Raw genomic sequence first — 21,872 nt, 5'->3', positions numbered from 1 at the left:
GGGGCGATTCTGGTGTCAGCGCCATCATCGGCGGAAGGGGGCGTTCGTGAGCGCACTCCCCCGCCCAGACCTGACGCCGGGTCCCCACCGCGACCTGGTCGACGCCCTCCACGACCTCCACCACCGCGCCGGCTGGCCCTCACTGCGCACCCTCGCCCGGCGCGCCGGCGTGTCCCACACCACGGTCTCCAAGGTGATGTCCGCCCCGGCCAGGCCGTCGTGGGGGACCCTCGAGCTGCTCGTGGAGGCGATGGACGGTGATGCCGCCGCGTTCCACGAGCTGTGGCTCGCCGCCTCGACCCCCGGCGACCGGGCCGCCCCGCCGTCGGCAGGGATCGCCGGACGCAGGGCCGAGCTCGCCACCGTACGTCGCCACCTCGAGTCCGGCACCGGCCTGCTGCTCGTGACGGGCGAGGCAGGGATGGGCAAGACCACCCTTGTCGACGCGGGGTGCGACTCCGTACGACCGTCAGTGTCACTCGCCACCGGGCGCTGCCTGCCGCTGTCGACGGAGATCCCCCTGATGTCGTTCACCGAGGCGCTCCGCCAGGTCGCACGCGTGGATGGCGGACGGTTCATGGCCGGTGTGCTTCAGGGTTGCCCTGGGTACGTCACCACGGCCCTGGCCACCCTGCTGCCGGAGTTGTCAGTGGCTGACGCGAGGCAGGACCCCGACGACCGCTGGCTGCGCCAGCGCCTCTTCTCGGCGGTCGCAGAGCTGCTCGAGGCCCTCACCGACCATGGGGCGTTCGCTCTCGTCCTCGAGGACCTGCACTGGGCCGATGACCTCACCCTCGACCTGGTCGAGCACCTGTGCCGCGGCACCCGGACCGGCATCCTGGGCACGTGGCGGACCGATGATCCCGACGTGCCACCGGATCGGCGCGACTGGTGCACACGCATACGCCGAGACGCCACGTCCCTCCCACTGGGGCCGTTGACGAGCGACGAGACCGCCGAGCAGCTCGCACTCCTGCGCCTGGGCACGTCCCGCCAGGCAGCCGCCGCGATCCACGCCCGCAGCCACGGTCAGCCGTTGTTCACCGAGCAGCTCGCCCACGCGGATGCCGGTCAGCCCACCTACCTGCGCGAGCTCCTCGACGGACGGGTGAGCCGTCTTGATGGGCGCGCGTGGCAGGTGGCGGCGATCCTGGGGGTGGCTGACCGGCCGCTCGCGGAGCCGGCGGTGGCCCGCGCCCTCGCGACCGACCCCCACGAGCTCTCCCACACCCTGCGTGGGCTGCGGGACCTGCAGCTTCTCGGAGTCACCGACGGCGCGGTGCACCTGCGACACCCGTTGCTCGCCGACGCAGTACGTCGCCGCCTGCTTCCCAGTGAGACGGCGGCGCTGCACCGATCCTTGGCCGTTGTGCTGGCGGCAGCCGCGGACGCAGAACCTGCTGAGGTCGCTCGCCACTGGCAGGGGGCCGCGCAGGCGTCCGAGGAGCTTGTGTGGCGAGTCCGCGCTGCCCGTGCAGCGGCGGAGCGGTACGCGTCTGCTCAGGCGGCGGAGCACTGGCTGCGCGCGTGGGAGCTGTGGCCCCGGGAGTCGCGCGAGGTCGGGGACGAGCCGGTGCGGCGCCACGAGGTGGTGGCGGGCATCGCGAACCAGCTCGACTTGGCTGGTCGCCCGGGAGAGGCCGCGCCAGTGCTGGAGGCGGAGCTGGCAATGTGGGACCAGTACGACGTGGCCGAGCGCGCCGAGCTGCTCGCCCTGCTGGCCAGGTTCCACTCGTCGCAGTTCCACACCGGTGACCACGGACTGCGGCTCGTCGAGCAGGCCATCGAGCTCTACCGCAGCCTGCCGTTGTCGGCGGGGCTGGCCGCGGCGTTGAACTGGCGAGGCACAGAGCTGGAGTGGCACGGTCGGCGCGACGAGGCGGCGGCCACGCTCGACGAGGCGGCCCAGGTGGCTGCGCGGGCGGGCGACCATTCCCTCGAACGGTCGGTCCGCGCCCAGCACGCCTGGCAGATGGCCGCTTCAGGGGACGAGGGTGCAGTCGAGGCCATCGAGGACGTCATCGGAGCCTTCGGCTATGGGAACAACCTGAAGCGCGACCTGGCCGTGGCCGTCCGCCACACCGACATCCTCCTCATGACCTGCGGGTCTGCGGACGCCATCGAGGCGGCCGCACGTCCCGCGCTGGAGCTCGCCGAACGCTGGCAGGTGGGCTCGGGCCACGTGTACGTCCTCAGGTGCAACGTCAGCCAGGGATGGCGTCGAGCCGGCCGGGTCCGTCGAGCCCTGGAGGGCATCTCCGACCACACCGTCGACGAGGAGCCGGGCCTCTTTCCACTCCCGCACATCGAGCGCGCCCTCCTCGAGGTGCTGTGTGGGCACGAGGAGGCAGCGCGCCGCCGGCTGTCGCGCCTGGAGTCGGGTCTGCACGAGGTCATCGACCCCTTCGTCGCCGAGGCCCGGCTGACCTACGAGGTGTGGATGGGCGACCCGGCGACCGGGTGGCGGATGTTCGGAACCATCCTGGGAGGGCGCCGCCACGACGAGATCTCCCCGGGGACGGTGGGCGACCTGCTCGTGCTGGCCGCGCGCGCAGCCGCGGACATGACCGTGCGGGGCCCAGCCCGGGCCAGGGAGGCGGCGACGACGTCCCTCCTGGAGCTCCGCGCAGGCCTTCACCACGACCCCTTCGAGCCGTCCGCCGTCCTCGCGGACAGGGCCGCGGCGCACCAGTGGTCGGCAGAGCTCGGACGCCTGCGAGACGAGGACCGCGTCGACGCGTGGCTCGAGGCGATCGGAACCTGGGACGACCTCGCTCGTCCGCACGACGCGGCGTACTGCCGGTGGCGCGCTGCCCAGGTCGCCCTTCCCACCGGCCAGGGCACCCTCGCCGCGCGGCTCCTCAAGCGCGCGGCCGCCGATGCCCGCGAGCACGTCCCGCTGTCCCGAACCATCGCCGAGACCGCAGCGGGCCGCCGATGAGCGCCCTCCCGCGACCCGACCTGCCGCCCGGGGCCCACCGCGACCTCGTCACCGAGCTCCACGACCTGCACCACCGCGCCGGCTGGCCCTCGCTGCGGGCCCTCGCCCGTGAGGCCGGCGTCTCCCACACCACCGTCTCCAAGGTGTTCTCCCTGGCCGCACTTCCGTCGTGGGGCACTCTCGAGGTCCTCGTCGAGGCGATGAGTGGTGACGCGGTCCAGTTCCACGACCTGTGGCTCTCCGCCTCCGCCCCCACCGACGGCGGGCGTCCTGCTGCGACGCGCATCGCCGGTCGCCAGGCCGAGCTCGCCGCCGTACGGCAACACCTCGAGACCGGCACCGGACTCCTGCTCGTCAGCGGCGAGGCCGGCATCGGCAAGACCACGCTCGTCACCGCGGCGGCTCGAGCCACCGACGCCGTCGTCGCCACCGGCCACTGCCTGCCGCTCTCCGCCGAGGTGCCGTTGCTCCCGATCGCGGACGCCCTCGGCGCGGTGCTGCGCGTCGACGGGGGCCGGTGGCTCGAGGGGTCCCTGAACTCATGCCCGCCGTTCGTGGCAGCCGCCCTCTCGCCGTTGCTGCCAGGGATCGCGGCGCCCCAGACACCAGAGACGACCGATGCCTTCGCCCGGCACCGGATGTTCACTGCCGTGGAGTCGGTCCTCACCGTCCTCGGATCCGAGCGACCGCTCGCCCTGCTCCTCGAGGACCTTCACTGGGCCGACCTGCCCAGCCTCGCCCTGCTCGAGCACCTGCTCGCGGTGGGCATCCGTATCCCGGTCCTTGCCACCTGGCGCTCCGAGGACCCCGACGTGAGCTCGGTTCACGCCCAGTGGGCCAACCGGCTCCAGCGGCGTGCCGGCACCACGACACTCAACCTCGCTCCCCTCACCCGCGACGAGACCGCGGACCAGCTGGCACTCCACGCCCACGACCGTCCCGGCGACGACGTCGTCGACCGCGTCTACGCGGTGGGCCAGGGCCTGCCGCTGTTCACCGAGCAGCTGGCGACGGCGTCCGGCGACGAGCTGCCCGGGCAGCTCGGAGACCTGCTCGACCACCGGCTGGGCGAGCTCGGACCGGCAGCGTGGCGGGTGGCGCGCGTGCTGGGCGTCGCCGAACGCGACCTTCGGGTCGAGACCCTGAGCGGCGTGTCCGGGCTGCCCGACGACGAGCAGCAGCAGGCACTCACCACCCTCGTACGTCGTCGCCTCGTACGCACGGAGGGGTCCGACGAGGTGCGGTTGGCCCACCCGCTGCTGGCCCGTGCGATCCGCAGGCGTCTGGTGCCGGGTGAGGCCCGGCGCGTCCATGCCCTGCTGGCCGAGGCACTCGGCAACGATCCCGAGGTCGAGCCCGGGGAAGTGGCCCACCACTGGCAGCACGCCGGCGAACCCGACCGCGAGCTGGCGTGGCGAGTGGCCGCCGCCCGTCGCGCTCAGCGGCGGCTGGCCGCGCGCGAGAGCTTGGAGGACTGGAGCCGGGCCCTCCACCTGTCCGAGATCTCCACCGCCGATGCGGGTCTCGAGCGGTGGGAGCTGGTGTGCGAGGTCCTGGATGCGGCACTCGCCGTCCCTGACTTCGACGTCGCGCGGGACCACGTCGAACAGGCGCTGGCTCTCGATCTCGGAGATGCGCCACGCCTGGCCGTGCTGCGCCGGGCCGGCCGGATCATCGGCTTCACCGATGATGATCGAGGTTTGCGGCTGCTCGACGAGGCGGTGGGCCTCCTCGAGCGGCTGCCACCTTCACGCGAGGCAGTCGACGTCCTGCTGGAAAGGATCGCGCACCTCACCCTGTTCGGCCGGTTCGAGGACGTGCACGCCGACCTGAGCCGCGCCCAGGCCGTGCTGGCCGAGCTGGACGACGGGCCGCGTCGCCGGAGGGTGGTCATGTGGGACGCCTGGCACGCGATGGCCGCCGGCGATCACCGCCGGGCACGTGACCTCATTGGCGAGGCCAGGACCATCGCGATGCCCGAGGCCGACCCGCTGGCCGACGCCGAGGTGGCCGTCAACGTCACGGACATCCTCCTGAAGGGCGCAGCGTCGACGGATGCGGTCCTGGAGGCCGCGATCCCCGCCCTCGAGCAGGGGGCCCGGTGGCAGCTCCAGGACCACCCGCTCTTCACCCTGCTCCGCAGCAATGTCGTCGACGCGCTGCTGGGCGCGGGGCACGTCGAGCGGGCGGCCGAGGTGGTCGGGGCCGATGATCCGTCCGCCCTCGCCCGGGTGGGGCCGCTCCACAGCACCACACTGGCAGCCGTGCTCATGCGTCGAGGTGACCTCGACGGCGCCCGAGCACGATGCGTCATGGCCGACGCTGGAGATTTCCGACGGGACGCCAACTGGATGGAGAACGTCCCCTACCGCGTCGAGATCGAGCTCTGGACCGGCCAGGTCGACGCCGCGATCGACCTGCTCGACGCGGCGCTCGACCTCACGCTGCCCACGGACAACAGTCGGGCCGCGGCTCCCACGCTCGCCATGGCCGCGCGCGCCCACGCCGAGCGGCTCACTCGACACCAGACCGAGCGGGGGGAGCGAGACGCCACCGCCGCTGGACTCCGAGCGAGGGTCCGGGCAGCGGCAGTCGATCCGCTCGGCCCGGCCGCGCAGGGCGTCCACGTCCCGACCTGGGCGAGGCAGTGGGAGGCCGAGCTGCACCGCATCGAGCTCACCGACAACGTCGAGGAATGGGTGACCTGCGCCCGTGCCTGGGACGCGTTCCCGCGCCCCCACGACGCGGCGTACTGCCGCTGGCGAGCGGCGCAGGCCGCCCTCCGCGACGGGCAGGGCACGGTCGCCGCGCGGCTGCTCAAGAAGGCCGCGACCGACGCCCGTGAGCACGTCCCCCTCAGCGAGGCCATCGCGGCAACCCGGGCGGCCGCACGCTGAATCACCGCTCGTGGTCGGAGCGCGGTCCGGACCACGCGCCATATCGCGTGGACACGAGGGCGGCGCGGGTCGATTCTGGTGTCAGCGCCATCATCGGCGGAAGGGGGCGTTCGTGAGCGCACTCCCCCGCCCGGAGCTGACGCCGGGTGCCCACCGCGACCTTGTCGACGCCCTGCACGACCTGCACCACCGCGCCGGCTGGCCCAGCCTGCGCACCCTCGCCCGTGAGACCGGCGTCTCCCACACCACCGTCTCCAAGACCTTCTCCCAGCCCGGCCTCCCCACATGGGGCACCCTCGAGGTCCTCGTCGAAGCCATGGACGGTGACACGACGCAGTTCCACGACCTGTGGCTCGCCGCCTCCACCCCCACCGACGGCGCACCAGCCCCCGCGCCCCGGATCGCGGGTCGCCACGCCGAGCTCGCCGCCGTACGCCGCCACCTCGAGACCGGCACCGGGCTCCTCCTCGTCACCGGAGAGGCCGGCATCGGCAAGACCACCCTCGTGACCGCGGCGGCGGCGAGGACCGACGTCGTCGTCGCTCGGGGCAGCTGCCTGCCCCTCTCCACCGAGATCCCGCTGCTGCCGGTGGCCGACTGCCTCAGGTCCGCCTACGAGGCTGACACCCCACGTCTCGTACACGTGGTGGCCGCTTGCCCTCCCTTCGTCGCGCCCACTCTGTCGTCGCTCGTGCCCGAGCTGGGCACGACGACCGGCGACCCCGTGAGGACCGACGATCGTGTCCTGCTCTTCAGCGCGATCGCCTCGGTCCTGAAGGCCATGGCAGCCGACGGCCGCACCGTCCTCGTCGTCGAGGACCTGCACTGGTCCGACTCGGCGACCCTCGACCTGCTCGAGCACCTGGTCGGAGGCAGGTCATCCGTCCCGCTGGTGGGCACCTGGCGATCCAGCGATCCGGCCACACCCGACTCGACCGAGGAGTGGTTCGGGCGTGTACGCCGCCTCCGCGAGACGAGTGTCCTCGCGCTGGGCGCCCTGAGTCGCGACGAGACCGCTCACCAGCTCGAGCTGCTGGGTGCCGACGCAGCGCACGTCGACGTCATCCACGCGCGCTCCCAGGGCCAGCCGCTCTTCACCGAGCAGCTGGCCGCCCACCTCGACGACGGGACCGGACTTCCCGGCATCCTCGCCGACCTGCTGGACCGTCGACTGGTCGGGCTCTCCGGGCCGGCGTGGTCCGTGGTCCGCACCCTGGGGCTGGCCGAACGCCCGCTGCCGACAGCGCCGCTCGCGACGGTGTGCGGCCTGGGTGGGGAGGACCTCACGGAGGTCCTCCACGAGCTCAGCGCGCGGCGGCTGCTGCGCACGAGAACGGGCGAGCAAGCCGAGCTGGAGCACCCGCTGCTCGCCGAGGCGGTCCAGAGGCGTCTCGTCGCGGGTGAGGGTCAGCCGATCCACCGGGCGCTCGCCCGGGCACTCGGGGCACAGCCGGACCCCGAGGCTGCCGAGATCGCGGAGCACTGGCGGCGGGCAGGCGAGCACGCCGAGGAGCTCAGGTGGCGCGTCTCGGCGGCCCGGCGCGCAGCGGAACGGTTCGACCGACGGCAGGAGGCCGAGCACTGGCTGCGCGTCATCGAGATCTGGCCGGCAGCCGGGTCGCCTCACCCGGACACCCCCGTCACCCGGGCGGAGGCATTCGTGGGCGCGATGGACGCGCTTCGCGCCTCCTTCCGCTTCAACGAGGCAGCAGCACTGAGCGAGGCCGCGGACGAGTGCGTGGCCGAGGCCGACGAAGGAGACCGTGCCGACCTGCTGTTCCGTCGCTCCATCTATCGCGGCGACCCCGAAGGCTTCGAGAGCGGTCTGGCGCTCCTCGATGAAGCCCTGGCCATCCACGACCGCCTGCCGGTCCGCGAGGGCAAGGTGCGAGCACTCGACCGGAAGCAGCTCCTGCTCTTCGCGATGGGTCGGTCAGCCGAGTCGCGGGCCGTGGCGGACGAGGAGGTCGTCGCGGCCCGCGAGCTCGGCGATCCCATCCTGCTGCGCGACGCCCTGATGCGCGTCGCCTGGCACGCCGGGATCGCCGGCAACGTCGAGCGAGGCATGGCACTCCTGACGAGCGCGGGTCCGGACTCGCGCGTGGTGGACGACCCGCTCGGTGACGTGCGGCTCGGCGTCTACGCGACAGACATGCTGCTGACCACGGGAGCACCACCGGATGCCGTCGTCGCCGCCGGCCGGGCTGCGCTTGCCGTCGCACGCGAGCACGACTTCGACAATCCCCAGGTGATGCTGGTCCGGGTCAACGTGTCCTTCTCGCTCCTGCGCGGTGGCCGCGTCGCCGAGGCCGAGCGGGTCGTCGCCACGCCGTCCGACGCGCCGTGGGACGCCGACCACTGGCCGCTGCACGCGGCACGGGCTGTCATCGACTCCCGACTGGGGCTGACAGAGGCGGCCAGGAGCCGGATCGCCCAGATCTGTGCCGAGCCGTCGACCAGTGCGCCGCGAGATCTGGAATTCCTCATGTGGGCCGCCGACGTCGCCCTGTGGACAGGTGCCGACCAGCCGACCTTGGACCACGTGCTCGGACAGCTCGACGACGTCGCAGGCACGGCGCCCGTCCGCCTGGTCGCACCCGCGCTGGTCGCTGCAGCCCGGCTCGCCGCCCACCGCGGGGCCTCTGGGCACGTCGACAACCTCCACCGGCTGGCCGAGCGTTGCGGACTGGTCGGCACTGCCGGCGGGGACGACCCCAACCTGGCTGCGCAGCGTGCCTCCCTCCTCGCCGACGCCGCAGCGTTGGCGGGATCCGAGTCCGTCGCCGCCTGGACGGCTGCGGCGGCCGCCTGGGACCGGCTCGAGGGTGCCCATGACGCGGCGTACTACCGCTGGCGAGCCGCGCAGTGCGCGCTTCGCGACGGCGAGGGCACCCGGGCGCAAGGGCTGCTGAGGAGGGCTGCCGCGGGCGCTCGCGAGCACGTACCGCTGGCGCAGGCCATCGCCGACACCGCGGCCGGCCGGGCCTAGGCGGACGATGCCGGGCGTGCCCCCGTCAGGGCCTGCGCGCCGCGAAGTGCTGGTAGTCCTTCGACGACACCCAGTAGCCGCCCCACTCCCAGCCGATGCGGTCGAAGGCCCTCACGACCAGGTCCTCGGTCCTGATCACGCCGAGCCGGAAGGGGGCCGAGCGGCCCCGGTCGATCTCGACGTACGGACGGCCGGCGGGCGGGTCGACGCGCCCTCCCCGGACGTACGGGTTCTGGACGGGGTTGATGTCGATCGACTCGCCGTAGGCGTGCTGCGACCAGCTCGTCTGCCCCGCGACGCGGCGGCAGTTGAAGCCCGAGGTGTTGTTGGCGGCCATCGACAGGTCGTCGTCGGCGCGGTAGTCGTCGACGAGCCGCATGCGCGCGATCGGCCAGCCCGTGGCGTACAGGCGACCGAAGAGCTCGCGCACCGGACCGGTGAAGCGTCGGTGGACGACCATCTCGCCGGTGCGGGCGCGGCCGTCGAAGTCGCGGTGCGTCATCCGCAGGTAGCGCAGGTCGCGCAGCGGCACCGGGCAGCCCGACCGGTGACTGCGACGCATCCGCTCGGCGAGGTCGGCGTCGATCCGGCTGACCGACGACTCGTACGCCGGGTCGTCCGCCTGCGCGGCACCGCGCTCGGCAGCCAGGCCGGTGCAGCGCTGGCGGGCGCGGAAGTCCGCGACGGCTCGCGTCCGGTCGGCGCCCGTCACCGGCAACGGCCGGCCGTCGACCGGCGAGATCCGGGCCGGGGTCCACGACTTCCCGACGACGCCGCCCGCGTCGAGGGTCACCGACAGGACGCCGGTCCGGGCCTGCCGGTCGTGGTACCAGACGAAGTTGCCCAGGCCGTAGGCGACGAGCGTGTCGCCTGCCCAGCCGGCACCGCCGAGGACGTGCGAGTGGCTGCCCACCACCACGTCGGCCCCGGCGTCGGCGAGGTCGCGGGCGAGCATGCGCTGCGACTGGGTGGGGCACGACTCGTACTCCTTGCCCCAGTGGAGGTAGACGACGACGAGCTGGTCCTGCGCGGCCGCCGCCTCGACCGCGGCGACCAGGCCGGCGGTGTTGCTCCCGCGGGCGGAGGCGGTGCCGAGAGCGCCCGGGCGGGCCGACCACACGTCGCTGGATCCCTCGCGCTGGACCCCGTCGGCGGCGAGGAACGCGACCTCGAGGTCACCCACCTCGACGACGTGCGGGGCGTACGCCGCGGCGCCCCGCCCGGCGCCGACCATCGCGATGCCGCGCTGCCGCCCGGCGGCGAGGGTGTCCTCGAGCCCGACGGCTCCGTAGTCGCCGGCATGGTTGTTGGCGACGCTGACGACGTCGACGCCGGCCGCTCCCAGCACGTCGAGGGCGCGGGGGCCCGTACGGAACCAGTAGCGGTCGCCGGCGTTCTCGAGCTCCTTGGGGTCCTGGCGCCCGCGCTGCGTCACCGGCGTCTCGAGGTTGACCATCGCGACGTCGGCGGCGCGCAGCGTCCGTCCGATCGCACCCAGGCCCTGGCTCGGACGATCGAGGAGCTGCGCCACCCCTCCCTCGAAGTGGACGTCACCGCCGAACGCCAGGGTGACCTCGCCCTCGCGGGCCGGCCGGGTGGTGGTGGTGCTGCTCGCCGACGGCACGGTCGGCTCGACCCGGTCACCCGGGGTGTCGGCGGGCGCGGAGGTGCAGGCGGAGGCGACGAGCGCGCAGGCCACCACCGCTGCGCGGTGACGCCCCCGTCCCTCCATTCCTCGATTGTGCCCCAAGGGTGGTTGAAGGTTTGTCCAGCCTTGCTGGACTCGAGCTCAGGCGGCGGCCGCAGCCAGGTGCCGCGACACGGCCAGGGCCGCCTGCCGGCCTGCGCGGGAGGCACCCAGGGTGCTGGCGGACGGCCCGTACCCCACGAGCTGCACCCGCGGGTCGCGCACCGCAGTGGTGGCACCCTGGACGTTGCCCGGGACGGGCACGAGGGCGATCCCGCCCTCCGGCGACCGCAGGCCGAGAGGCCCCAGGTGGTCCACGGCCGGCCGGAACCCCGTCGCCCACAGGATCACGTCGACCGGCTCGAAGCGCCCGTCGGCCCAGCGCACGCCGTCGGGCTCGATCCGCTCGAACATCGGCAGCCGGTCGTACGCCCCGAGCCGCGCAGCCTCCTGCTCCTGCGGGCGCAGGGCGAGGCCCGTGACGCTGACGACGCTCGCGGGCGGCAGCCCCCGGCGTACGCGTTCCTCGACGGCCGTCACTGCTGCCAGGCCGGCGGACGCGTCGAAGTCGTCCTCACGCCAGACCGGTGGTCGGCGGGTCGCCCAGAGCGTGTCGGCGAGCGGGGCGACCTCGCCGAGGAGCTGGACCGCGGAGGCGCCGCCCCCGACGACCAGCACGCGCTTGCCGCGGAAGTGCTCCGGGCCCGGGTAGTGCGCGGTGTGCACCTGCTCCCCCGCGAACGAGGCGATGCCGGGGTAGTAGGGCACGAAGGGGCGCGTCCACGTGCCGGTGGCGTTGACCAGCGTGCGGGTGCGCCACGTGCGGTCGGCGGCGTGCGCCAGGAGCAGGTCGCCCTCGCTCTCGACGCGGTCCACCCGCACGGGTCGTACGACCGGGAGGTGGTGCCAGCGCTCGTAGCCGTCGAAGTAGTCGGGCACGACGAGGTTCGCCGCCCGCCGCGACCGGTCGGGGGCGGACGAGTCGGGAAGGTCGGCGACCCCGTGGACGTCGTCCATGCTCAGCGAGGCCCAGCGGTGCTGCCAGGCGCCACCGGGGCGGGGGTTGGCGTCGAGGACGAGGTGGTCGACGCCGCGGGTGCGGAGGAAGTAGGACGCCGCGAGCCCCGCCTGCCCCGCGCCGATCACCAGTGACTCCAGAAGCCGGTCGTGGTCCTTCACGTGGGGTGCAACGCCCCTCCGTCCGGGCCTATGCCCGGCGGCGCGGGCGTGGCAGCCTCGACGCCATGGACACCTCCTCTCGCTCGGACCTCTCCGCCCTGGCCACCCGGCTCCTCGAGCTGCACCACACCGGCACCACGCTGGTCCTGCCCAACGTCTGGGACGCCTGGTCCGCGACGGTCGTCGCCGAGGCCGACTTCGAGGCGCTGAGCATCGGCAGCCACCCGCTGGCCGACTCCCGCGGGCAGGGCGACAAGGAGGACATGACGCTCGACGACGCCCTCGACGGCGTACGCCGCATCTGCGGCGCAGTGCCGGGCGTCCCCGTCACCGCCGACATGGAGTCCGGCTACGGCGCCGCTCCCGCCGAGCTGGTCGAGCGGCTCCTCGAGGCGGGGGCCGTCGGTCTCAACATCGAGGACACCGTGCACTCCGAGGGCGGCCGGATGCGGTCGGTGGCCGAGCACGCCGACTACATCGGCGGCCTGCGGCAGGCCGCCGACGCGGCCGGGGTCGACCTGGTCATCAACGCGCGCACCGACGCCTTCATCAAGAAGGACCTGTTCGAGGACCCGGTCGCCGAGGCCATCACCCGGCTGCTGGCCTGCGAGGAGGCCGGCTCCCGCTGCAGCTACCCCGTCGGTGCACCGGACGCCGCAGCCCTCCAGCGGCTCCTCGACGAGCTCGCCGGACCGGTCAACGTCATCGCCAACCCGCGCAAGGGCTCGGCCGCCGGATCGCTCGAGGACCTGCAGGTCATGGGCGTCCACCGCGTGACCTTCGGCCCGCTCCTGCAGAAGGAGCTGGCGCCCGACCTGGCCGCGCTCGTGGCGCCCTGGCGGTGAGGCGTACGAGGGGGTAGTCCAGTGGGCAACGGCTGCCCGCCCTGGTAGTCCAGTGGGCAACGGCTGCCTCACGACCGAAATCACGACCACTGTCCACTGGACTACCCCCGTGGAGACCACCCGCGGGGTAGTCCAGTGAGTTCCGGCTCATCTGTGGACACCCCGGCAGCCAGATCCCACTGGACTACTCCACGTGGGGTCGGGAGAGGTCGGGAGGGGTCGGGAGGGCGTCGACCGCCGCTACGACCCAGCTCAGGCGATGACCAGCACCGGCTCCGGCGCGAGCTCGAGGCGTACGGGGTCTCCCGGCTGGAGGCGCAGCGCCTCGGTGCTGGCGAGCTGCGCGACGACGCCGGTGCCGTCGGAGAGCGTGCAGGTGACCCGCGACAACGGCCCGAGGAACATCACGGTGGCCACCTTCGCCGGGCCGTCGGCGTCGGGGACGACCGAGACGGCCTCCGGGCGGACGAGCGCGTGGCCCGTGCCGGAGGTCGAGCCCGGTAGCACCGGCACCTCTTGGCCGAGCACGACTGCCACCCCGCCCCGGACGTCCGCCGGCAGGCGGTTGCTGAGTCCCACGAACTCGCCGACGAACTTGCTCGCGGGGGCCGAGTAGAGCTCGGCGGGGGGCGCGAGCTGCTCGAGGCGACCGGCGTTCATCACCCCGACCCGGTCGGCGACGGCGAGCGCCTCCTCCTGGTCGTGGGTGACGAACAACGTCGTGGTGCCGACCTCGATCTGGACCCGTCGGATCTCGTCGCGCAGCTGGACGCGGACCTTGGCGTCGAGGGCCGAGAGCGGCTCGTCGAGGAGCAGGACGGACGGCTCGATCGCCAGCGCTCGGGCGAGGGCGACGCGCTGCTGCTGGCCGCCGGAGAGCTGGTGGGCGTAGCGGTCGGCGTGCTCGGCGAGACCGACGAGGTCGAGCATGTCGCCGGCCCGCGTACGCCGGGCGGCGCCGTCGCGACCGCGCATCTTGAGGCCGAAGCCGACGTTGTCGATGACGGTCATGTGGGGGAACAGGCTGTAGGCCTGGAACACCATCCCCATGTCGCGCTTGCTGGCCGGGACCCGGGTCAGGTCCTTGCCGCCGACCGAGACCGTCCCGGAGGTCGCGGTGTCGAGGCCGGCGAGGATGCGCAGGGCGGTGGTCTTGCCGCAGCCGGACGGTCCGAGGAGGGCGACGAGCTCCCCCGGCTCGATGCTGAGGGTCAGGCCGTCCAGCGCGCGGACCTGCCCGTAGACGCGGGTGAGGTCGGTCAGCTCGACGGCGAGACCGCGCTCGGTCCTGAGGTCGGTCATGAGGAGGCTCCTTGGTCGTGCCTGTGCCGGTCCCGGCTGAGGAAGGTGAGGCCGACGAGCAGCACGGCCACGAGGATCATCGAGGCGAGGGCGGCGGCCATGGCTGCCGGCCCGTTGCTCTTGTAGAGCGCCGCCATCGCCACCGGGAGGGTGTCGAAGTGCAGCAGCGAGGCGAAGACGTACTCGCCGAGCACGAGCGCCACCGCGATGAAGGCGGCGCCCAGGATGCCGCCGGTGATGTTGGGCATGATGATGCGCACGATCACGGTGAACCAGCCGGCGCCGAGCGAGCGGGCCGCCTCCGAGAGGGTCGCGGCGTCGATCGCCGAGAGTGCGGCGTCGATGGCGCGGTAGGAGTAGGGCAGCACCAGCACGACGTAGGCGAACGTCAGCACCAGCGCGCTGTCGCCCAGCAGGTAGGTCACCCACGAGTAGACGTTGCTGATGCCGACCACGATCACCAGCGCCGGGATGGTGAGCGGCAGCAGGCACAGGAACTCGACCAGCCCGCGCGCTCTGGGCACGCGCAGGCGCACCCACACCATCGTGGGCACGAGCAGCACGACCATCAGGACCACGGTGAAGAGCGCCAGCAGCAGCGACGCGACGATCGAGGACCGGAGGTCCTCGTCGGTGACCATCAGGGACCAGTTGTCCCAGGTGCGCCCGGGGGCGCTCCCCCGGACCTGGGTGGAGAAGTCGAACATCGCCAGCAGCGGCACGAAGAAGTAGGCCGCGAAGACCAGCAGCCCGACGGCGCGGAACACCTTGAACCCGGTCGACTGCCTCATCGCAGCCACCTCGACGTACGCCGCAGCAGCACGTTGTAGCCCACCATCACGATCGTGACCACGACGATCATCTCCAGCGCGAGCGCGAAGCCGACGTTGGCCTGGCCGAGCAGGACCTCGCTGGTGATGGCCTGGCGGATCATGAGCGGCACGATCGGCTGCCCCTGGCTGACGAGTACGGCGGCGGTGGCGTACGCCGCGAACGCGTTGGCGAACAGCAGCAGCAGGGCGCCGAGGAAGGCCGGAGTGAGCAACGGCAGGGCGACGTGGCGCCAGTAGGCCCAGGTGCTCGCCCCGAGGTTGACCGCGGCCTCGCGCCACTGCGGCCGCAGCCCGTCGAAGGCCGGCGCGAACACGATCACCATCAGGGGGATCTGGAAGTAGGAGTAGACGACGACCAGGCCGGGCAGGCCGAAGAGCCAGCCGCTGCCGTAGATGTCGGCGCCGAGCAGGTCGGACATCGCCTGGGTGAGGACGCCCACCGGGCCGATGGTCGCGATCCACGCGAAGGCCAGCACGACGCCGCCGAACTGGGCGAGCACCCCGCTGACGGCCAGCGTCGCGCGGCGCACCATGCTCTGCGGCGGCATCGACACGATGAGGTAGGCCAGCAGGGCGCCGAGCACGGCACCGATGAGCGCGGTCGACGCCGAGAGGATCAGCGAACCCTTGAGCGCGGTGAGCGCGGCCTCGCTGGTGAGCGCGTCGAGGTTGCCCAGCGTCGGGCGGCCGTCCTCGTCCTGGAAGGCGCCGACGACGACCGTGAGGGTCGGGACGACGAGGAAGACCAGGACGAAGAGCAGGAACGGGAGCAGCGGAAGGGCCGGGCCGACGGCGAACCGTCGGCCCGTGCCCCCCTTCGCAGTGGTCGTGCTCAGCGGATGGCCTTGGACCAGTTCTCGGCGAGGTACTCGCCGGCGGTCACCGTCTGCTCGTCGGTCGGGATGACCGGCTCGCCGGAGACCTCGGGCAGCGCGCCCCACAGCTCCTCGTCGATGGTGCCGGCCTCGGCCATCGCGTCACCGCGGACCGGGCGGGCGCCGCCCTCGAGCCAGAGGTTCTGGCCCTCGTCGCTGTAGAGGAACTCCTGCCACAGCCGCGCGGCGGCCGGGTGCGGCGCGTCGGCGTTGATCGCCTGGAAGTAGTAGCCAGCGACGACGGCCTCCTCGGGCACCACGGTCTCCCAGGTGTCGACGTTGGCGGCCGCGGCGGCACCGAGGTAGTCCCAGTCGATGACGACGGGCGTCGTGCCCTGCTCGATCGTCGTGGAGTCGGGGTCGACGGTGAGGAAGTTGCCGGCGGCCTTGAGCTCGGAGAAGAAGTCGACGCCGGGCGCGATGTCGTCGGCCGAGCCACCGTTGGCGACGGCCGCCATCATCACGCCGCTGAAGGCGGCGCCGGCCTGGGTCGGGTCGCCGTTGAGCGCGACCTTGCCCTTGAACTCCGGCTTGAGCAGGTCGGCCACCGACGTCACCTCGGGCACGACGGAGGAGTCGTAGCCGATCGCCATGTAGCCGCCGTAGTCGTTGACCCAGGCGCCGTCCGGGTCCTTGAACTCGTCGGGGATGTCGTCCCAGGTCTCGACCTGGTAGGGCGCGAACATGTCGGTGTTGGCCAGCGCCACGGACTGGCCCAGGTCGAAGACGTCGGGCGCACGGTCGGTGCCCGCGAGGTCGTTGGCGGCGTTGATCTCGTCCTGGGAGGCGGCGTCGGGCTGGTCGGAGTTGACCTCGATGTCGTACTTCTCCGAGAAGGTCTCGATGATCTCGCCGTAGTTGGCCCAGTCCGGAGGCAGCGCGATGACGTTGAGCTCACCCTCGTCCTGGGCGGCCGCGATGAGCTCGTCCATGCTGCCGAAGTCCTCGGCGGAGGTGGCGGTCGCGGCGTCGACACCACTCTCGGTGGTGGTGTCGGACTCCTGCTCGGGTGCCGCGCACGCGGCGACCGAGAGGAGGGTCGCCGTCGCGGCGAGGGAGATGAGTGCCTTGCGGGTGTTCACGTGACCTCCATGAGTGCTGGTCCGAGATCGGCGGGTGCCGGGCGGAGCCTCGTGGGTCCCGTCGCATCGGAGGCTACTCCCGAATGGCCGGATTGCGTCCGACCGATGAATCCGAGGTGTTCGCGCCAACCGACCGCGGCATCCCTCGCCGAGCGGTACGCTGCCGCCGCGGCGGGTGGTCCCCACCGCCCGGGGCCCCGGCCGGGCCGACCTGCGGGGGTCTCGACGTGCGGATCGCTCTCTTCCTGGTGCCACTCGTGCTGGCAGTGTTCTGCCTCGTCCAGGCGATCACCAGCCGCGAGGACGAGGTCCGCCACCTCGGCAAGGTGTGGTGGATCCTCCTCATCCTGTTCTTCCCCTTCATCGGCTCGATCGCCTGGCTCCTCGCCGGCCGACCCGTACGGGCGCCGCGACGCACCGGTCCGCACGAGCGCAGCGCGAGCGCGTTCCCGGAGTACGACCGCCCGGGGCGGTTCGCGGCCTCCGACCCCGCGGCGGACGAGGAGTTCCTCAAGAAGGTGCGCGAGCGCGCGGAGGAGCAGCGCCGACGGGCCGCGGAGCAGAAGCGGCGCGAGCGCGAGGGCGACGCCGGCCAGGAAGCCGACCCGGCGTAGCATCAGCGGCCGTGAGCGCCGCTGAATTCCACTACTCCGACCTCCTCCCCACCGCCGGGTCCAACGGCGCGCCGGAGACGCCCTACCGGCTGATCACCACCGAAGGCGTCTCCACCGTCGAGGTCGGGGGACGTACGTTCCTCGAGGTCGAGCCCGAGGCGATCCGGCGGCTCACCGAGGAGGCGATGCACGACATCAGCCACTACCTGCGCCCCGGCCACCTCGCCCAGCTGCGCAAGATCATCGACGACCCGGAGGCCTCCGGCAACGACCGCTTCGTGGCGCTCGACCTGCTCAAGAACGTCAACATCTCCGCCGGCGGCGTGCTGCCGATGTGCCAGGACACCGGCACCGCGATCGTGATGGGCAAGAAGTCCGAAGGCGTGCTGACGGGGGCCGACGACGGCGAGGCGATCAGCCGCGGCGTCTACGACGCCTACACGCGGCTCAACCTGCGCTACTCCCAGCTGGCGCCGCTGACGACCTTCGAGGAGAAGAACACCGGCACCAACCTGCCGGCCCAGATCGAGATCTACTCCACCCCCGCCAAGGCCGGCCCCGATGGCAAGCAGAGCCCGGAGTACAAGTTCCTCTTCATGGCCAAGGGCGGCGGCTCGGCCAACAAGTCGTTCCTCTTCCAGGAGACCAAGGCGGTCCTCAACCCGACGCGGTTGATGGAGTTCCTCGACGAGAAGATCCGCTCGCTCGGCACCGCCGCGTGCCCGCCCTACCACCTCGCGGTGGTCATCGGCGGCACGAGCGCGGAGTTCGCGCTCAAGACTGCGAAGTACGCCTCCGCGCACTACCTCGACGACCTCCCGACCGAGGGATCGATGAGCGCGCACGGCATCCGCGACGTCGAGCTGGAGGAGAAGGTCTTCGAGCTCACCCAGTCCTTCGGCATCGGCGCGCAGTTCGGCGGCAAGTACTTCTGCCACGACGTCCGCGTCGTACGCCTCCCCCGCCACGGCGCCTCGTGCCCGGTCGCGATCGCGGTCTCGTGCTCGGCCGACCGGCAGGCGCTCGGCAAGATCACGCCCGAGGGCGTCTTCCTCGAGCAGCTCGAGACCGACCCCGCGCACTACATGCCCGACGCCGGCATGGCCCACGACATCGAGGGTGGCGCGGTCGTCGACATCGACCTCAACCAGCCGATGGCCGACATCCTCGCCGAGCTGTCGAAGCACCCGGTCAAGACGCGGCTCTCGCTCACCGGCCCGCTCGTCGTGGCGCGCGACATCGCGCACGCCAAGATCAAGGAGCGCCTCGACGCCGGCGAGGAGATGCCGGCCTACCTCAAGGACCACCCGGTCTACTACGCCGGCCCGGCCAAGACCCCCGAGGGCATGCCCTCCGGCTCGTTCGGGCCCACGACCGCGGGCCGCATGGACTCCTACGTCGAGCAGTTCCAGGCCGCGGGCGGCTCGATGGTCATGCTGGCCAAGGGCAACCGCTCCAGGCAGGTCACCGAGGCGTGCGGCACGCACGGCGGTTTCTACCTCGGCTCCATCGGCGGACCGGCCGCCCGGCTCGCCCAGGACTGCATCCGGTCCGTCGAGGTCGTCGAGTACGAGGAGCTCGGCATGGAGGCCGTCTGGAAGATCGAGGTCGAGGACTTCCCGGCCTTCATCGTCGTCGACGACAAGGGCAACGACTTCTTCACCGACCCGGCGGGCACGACCACGGTGCCCCTGTCCGGCATCCGGGTCCGCTCGGCGCAGTAGCCCGGGTCAGCCCGCCTCAGCTCGCCGCGACGAGCCGGTCGGCGAGCCCGGCGGCGGCCTCACCGATGCGGTGGCCGAGCTGCTCGGCTCCCTCGACCCGCCCCTGGTGGGCGCCTCCGAGCAGGACGCTGGTCCGCGGGGCGATCGCCTGCACGGCCTCGCGTACGGCGGGCAGGTCCTCGACCGTCGGCACCGCGAGCACGACCGCGGCCGGCTCCAGGGCGCGTACGGTGTCGACCCACGACTCCACGGGGAGGTCGGCGCCGAGGTAGGTCACGCCGACACCGCGGCTGCGCAGCACCATGGCGAAGGCCATGACGCCGAGCTCGTGCCGCGACCCGCGGGCGAGGCCGACCATCACCCGCGGGGCGCCGTCCGCCGGGTGCGGGAGCTGGTGGAAGGCCTGGGAGAGCCGCCGCAGCACGGCGGCGCTGACGAAGTGCTCGCCGGCCACGCTGACGGTGCCGCGCTGCCAGGCCTCGCCAAGCCGCACCAGCGACGGCATCAGCCACTCGTCCACCGCGACGGCGAGGTCGGCCTCGGCGAAGGCCTTGTCGAGCAGGCTCTCCAGCCGCACCACGTCGAACTCCTCACCGCAGCCCGCGAGCTCGTCGAGGCGTGAGAGGGGGGAGTCGGCACCGGGCAGGACGCTGACCGCACCCGCCGGCTCCTCGAGCACCCGCTTGGCGGCCTCGCGCGGCGACCAGCCGGAGTCGACCAGGTCGCGCATCACCGAGAGCCGGCGGACGGCCTCGTCGTCGTAGAGGCGGTAGTTGCCCTCGGTGCGCGCAGGGGCGACGACGGAGTAGCGCTGCTCCCACTTGCGGAGGGTCTCGCGCGGCACTCCGGTGAGCTCTGCGGTGCGGCCGACGGTGTACACGCCCACAGGGTACCCAACTTTGGACAAACGGTGGACAAGTCCCTAGTGTTCGTTTTCCACCAACAGTGGACAAACTGTGGACAAGCCGCAGTGCCCGACCGGGGAGACACCATGACGACGACGGCCGACATGCTGCTCACCAGCAACGACGTGCGCACCAACCGTCGGCTGCGGACCGCCGGGATCGTGGCGATCGCCGCCTCCGCCCTCGGCTCCGTCCTGATCGTCTCGCCGGCGGTGCCTGAGGCGCCGTCCACCGACCGCCCCTGCCGTATCCAGATCATCGGCGACCAGTGGTACGGCAGCGGGTGCGCACCCGTCGTGCGCAGCGCGCGCTGACCCGTCAGGGCGCCGCGGAGCTCAGCTGACGGCGCCCAGCCGGGTCGCGAGGGTGGCGGCCGCTGCACCGGCGAGGTGACCGAGGTGCCGCGGGCCGTCGACCTGGGCCTGGTGGGCGCCGCCGAGCAGGACGGGGGCGAGGGGCGCCAGAGCCTCCGCCGCCTCACGCACGGCCGGCACGTCCTCGAGGGTCGGGACGGCCAGGACCACGGCCTCCGGCTCGACGAGCCGGACGACGTCGACCCAGGCCTCGAGGGGGAGGTCGCCGCCGAGGTAGGTCACGGCCACGCCCCGCGAGCGCAGCACCGTGGCGAAGGCGAGGACGCCGAGCTCGTGGCGCGCCCCGCGGGCGAGGCCGACCACGACGCGCGGTCCGCCGCTGGGTGCGGGCTGCATGCCCTGGAACGCCTCGGCCAGCCTGCGGTGCACGGCCGCGGTGACGAAGTGCTCCCCCGCCACCGACACCCGGCCGCGCTGCCAGGCCCGGCCGAGGTGCACCATCGAGGGGAGCAGCCAGTCGTCGACCACGGACACCACGTCGATGTCCGCGAAGCCCTCGGCGAGCAGCCGATCGAGCCGCGGGCCGTCGAAGTCCTGGGCACAGCCCACGATCGTCTCGAAGCGGTCCTCGGAGGCCGGCTCGGCCGGGCGGGCGAGCGTCGCCTCCGCAGCGGCCGTATCGGCCACCACGTGCCGGGCGGCCTCGTGGGCGGACCAGCCGGCGTCGACCAGGCTGCGCATCACGCTCAGCCGGCGTACGGCCTCGTCGTCATAGAGGCGGTAGTTGCCGGCCGACCGTTGGGGCACGACCACGCCGTAGCGCTGCTCCCACTTGCGCAGCGTGCCGCTCGGCACGCCGGTCAGCTCCGCGACCCGTCCTACGGTGTACACCTGATCACGGTAGTCGCCGGAGCGGCGTGTGGGGAGCCTTTCGCCGCGCCGAGCGCGTGTCGGTGGGGACCCGTACGACTCCCGCGCCCGGCGTTGGGCAGGATGTCGGCGTGGACAGCGTGGAGGTGGAGCACACCGAGGTGGCCCGGGTCGAGACCGAGCGCGGCGACGTGCTGCTGCGCCGGCGTACGTCCGGCACCGCGCCGGACGTGCTCGAGCTGCGCGTCAACGGCGTCTTCGTGATGGACACCCTCGAGACCACGAGCGAGATCGAGCTGGCGGCGGAGGCCCTCGCCCTGGTCGACGAGCCCGCCGCGGTGCTCATCGGCGGCCTCGGCCTCGGCTTCACCCTGCAGCGCGTGCTGGCCGACCCCCGGGTCGAGCGGGCGGTCGTGGTCGAGATCGAGGAGCCGCTGGTCCGGTGGATGCGCGACGGCACCGTGCCGCACGGACCCGCGATCCTCGCCGACACCCGCGCCACGGTCGTCAACGCCGACATCGCGATGGCGATCGCGGAGGCGCGCTCGACGTACGACCTGGTGCTGCTCGACGTCGACAACGGCCCGGGCTACCTCGTGCACGACACCAACGAGGCGGTCTACGAGGAGCGGTTCCTCCGGCGGTGCCACGAGGTCCTCGGACCCGGAGGCGTCCTGGTGGTGTGGTCCGCGGCCGCCGCGCCGGACCTGCTCGAGGCGATGCGCGCCGTGTTCGGCGAGGCCGAGGAGCAGGCACACGACGTGCTGCTCCAGGACCGCCCGGAGCAGTACTTCCTCTACCTCGCCCGGCGCTGA

16 protein-coding genes are annotated in these 21,872 nt (G+C 72.8%); 8 read left to right on the top strand and 8 right to left on the bottom strand.

Going from position 1 to position 21,872, the window contains the following annotated elements; translation table 11 throughout:
• Nucleotides 1-46: 46 nt before the first annotated feature.
• The 3 genes from AC57BS_RS12840 (at nt 47) to AC57BS_RS12830 (ending at nt 8,827) form a co-directional block, all read left to right on the top strand.
• Nucleotides 47-2,941, top strand: a complete 2,895-nt coding sequence (locus tag AC57BS_RS12840; RefSeq protein WP_496411835.1) for an AAA family ATPase — start codon at nt 47-49, stop codon at nt 2,939-2,941.
• A complete protein-coding gene (locus tag AC57BS_RS12835) occupies nt 2,938-5,838 on the top strand; it encodes an ATP-binding protein (protein ID WP_496411834.1) in 2,901 nt (966 codons plus the stop codon). Before AC57BS_RS12840 ends, AC57BS_RS12835 begins: the two co-directional genes overlap by 4 nt.
• 112 nt (nt 5,839-5,950) lie before the next feature.
• Complete coding sequence (locus AC57BS_RS12830; protein ID WP_496411833.1) at nt 5,951-8,827, top strand: ATP-binding protein; 2,877 nt, start codon at nt 5,951-5,953, stop codon at nt 8,825-8,827.
• Nucleotides 8,828-8,852: 25 nt separating this feature from the next.
• On the opposite strand, the gene AC57BS_RS12825 is transcribed toward AC57BS_RS12830, so the two are convergent.
• Both AC57BS_RS12825 and AC57BS_RS12820 read right to left on the bottom strand, forming a co-directional pair.
• Nucleotides 8,853-10,559 (bottom strand): CapA family protein, encoded by a 1,707-nt coding sequence (locus tag AC57BS_RS12825; RefSeq protein ID WP_496411832.1) that lies wholly within the window; start codon nt 10,557-10,559, stop codon nt 8,853-8,855.
• A gap of 57 nt (nt 10,560-10,616) precedes the next feature.
• Entirely contained in the window at nt 10,617-11,693 is a 1,077-nt protein-coding gene (locus tag AC57BS_RS12820) for a flavin-containing monooxygenase (protein ID WP_496411831.1), read from the bottom strand.
• 65 nt (nt 11,694-11,758) lie between these two features.
• On the opposite strand from AC57BS_RS12820, the gene AC57BS_RS12815 reads away from it, so the two are divergent.
• Complete coding sequence (locus AC57BS_RS12815) at nt 11,759-12,538, top strand: isocitrate lyase/PEP mutase family protein (protein ID WP_496411830.1); 780 nt, start codon at nt 11,759-11,761, stop codon at nt 12,536-12,538.
• Nucleotides 12,539-12,790: 252 nt separating this feature from the next.
• Here the strand turns inward: AC57BS_RS12815 and AC57BS_RS12810 are convergent, their stop codons facing one another.
• Genes AC57BS_RS12810 through AC57BS_RS12795 form a run of 4 tightly spaced genes read right to left on the bottom strand, consistent with a single transcriptional unit; the run spans nt 12,791 to nt 16,630 of the window.
• Nucleotides 12,791-13,840 carry an ABC transporter ATP-binding protein gene (locus tag AC57BS_RS12810; RefSeq protein ID WP_496411829.1) on the bottom strand — a complete coding sequence of 350 codons (1,050 nt, stop codon included), beginning with the start codon at nt 13,838-13,840 and terminating at the stop codon, nt 12,791-12,793.
• Nucleotides 13,837-14,631, bottom strand: coding sequence for an ABC transporter permease (locus AC57BS_RS12805; protein ID WP_496411828.1), 795 nt, complete (start codon nt 14,629-14,631; stop codon nt 13,837-13,839). The genes AC57BS_RS12810 and AC57BS_RS12805 overlap by 4 nt, the downstream gene beginning before the upstream one ends.
• A complete protein-coding gene (locus AC57BS_RS12800; RefSeq protein ID WP_496411827.1) occupies nt 14,628-15,614 on the bottom strand; it encodes an ABC transporter permease in 987 nt (328 codons plus the stop codon). Before AC57BS_RS12800 ends, AC57BS_RS12805 begins: the two co-directional genes overlap by 4 nt.
• Complete coding sequence (locus AC57BS_RS12795) at nt 15,506-16,630, bottom strand: ABC transporter substrate-binding protein (RefSeq protein ID WP_496411826.1); 1,125 nt, start codon at nt 16,628-16,630, stop codon at nt 15,506-15,508. Before AC57BS_RS12795 ends, AC57BS_RS12800 begins: the two co-directional genes overlap by 109 nt.
• Before the next feature lie 227 nt (nt 16,631-16,857).
• On the opposite strand from AC57BS_RS12795, the gene AC57BS_RS12790 reads away from it, so the two are divergent.
• The gene (locus AC57BS_RS12790) at nt 16,858-17,244 is read left to right on the top strand and encodes a PLD nuclease N-terminal domain-containing protein (protein ID WP_496411825.1); all 387 of its coding nucleotides are present in this window, start codon (nt 16,858-16,860) and stop codon (nt 17,242-17,244) included.
• A gap of 11 nt (nt 17,245-17,255) precedes the next feature.
• Complete coding sequence (locus tag AC57BS_RS12785; protein ID WP_496411824.1) at nt 17,256-18,968, top strand: fumarate hydratase; 1,713 nt, start codon at nt 17,256-17,258, stop codon at nt 18,966-18,968.
• A 16-nt stretch (nt 18,969-18,984) separates the two neighbouring features.
• On the opposite strand, the gene AC57BS_RS12780 is transcribed toward AC57BS_RS12785, so the two are convergent.
• Nucleotides 18,985-19,848 (bottom strand): MerR family transcriptional regulator, encoded by an 864-nt coding sequence (locus AC57BS_RS12780; RefSeq protein WP_496411823.1) that lies wholly within the window; start codon nt 19,846-19,848, stop codon nt 18,985-18,987.
• A gap of 111 nt (nt 19,849-19,959) precedes the next feature.
• Here AC57BS_RS12780 and AC57BS_RS12775 point away from each other — a divergent pair, with 111 nt between their 5' ends.
• Nucleotides 19,960-20,187 carry a hypothetical protein gene (locus AC57BS_RS12775; protein WP_496411822.1) on the top strand — a complete coding sequence of 76 codons (228 nt, stop codon included), beginning with the start codon at nt 19,960-19,962 and terminating at the stop codon, nt 20,185-20,187.
• Between the two features lie 21 nt (nt 20,188-20,208).
• Here AC57BS_RS12775 and AC57BS_RS12770 read toward each other — a convergent pair whose 3' ends face one another.
• Nucleotides 20,209-21,078, bottom strand: a complete 870-nt coding sequence (locus AC57BS_RS12770) for a MerR family transcriptional regulator (RefSeq protein ID WP_496411821.1) — start codon at nt 21,076-21,078, stop codon at nt 20,209-20,211.
• A 110-nt stretch (nt 21,079-21,188) separates the two neighbouring features.
• Between AC57BS_RS12770 and AC57BS_RS12765 the strand changes: the two genes are divergently transcribed.
• Nucleotides 21,189-21,872: a spermidine synthase gene (locus tag AC57BS_RS12765; RefSeq protein ID WP_496411820.1), complete on the top strand. Its 684-nt coding sequence runs from the start codon at nt 21,189-21,191 to the stop codon at nt 21,870-21,872.

It is taken from the genome of Nocardioides sp. BGA-UO-ETr-FS32 (assembly GCF_059567905.1).
The sequence above is the reverse complement of the archived record's forward strand: the minus strand, read 5'-3'. Positions and strand labels throughout refer to the sequence as shown.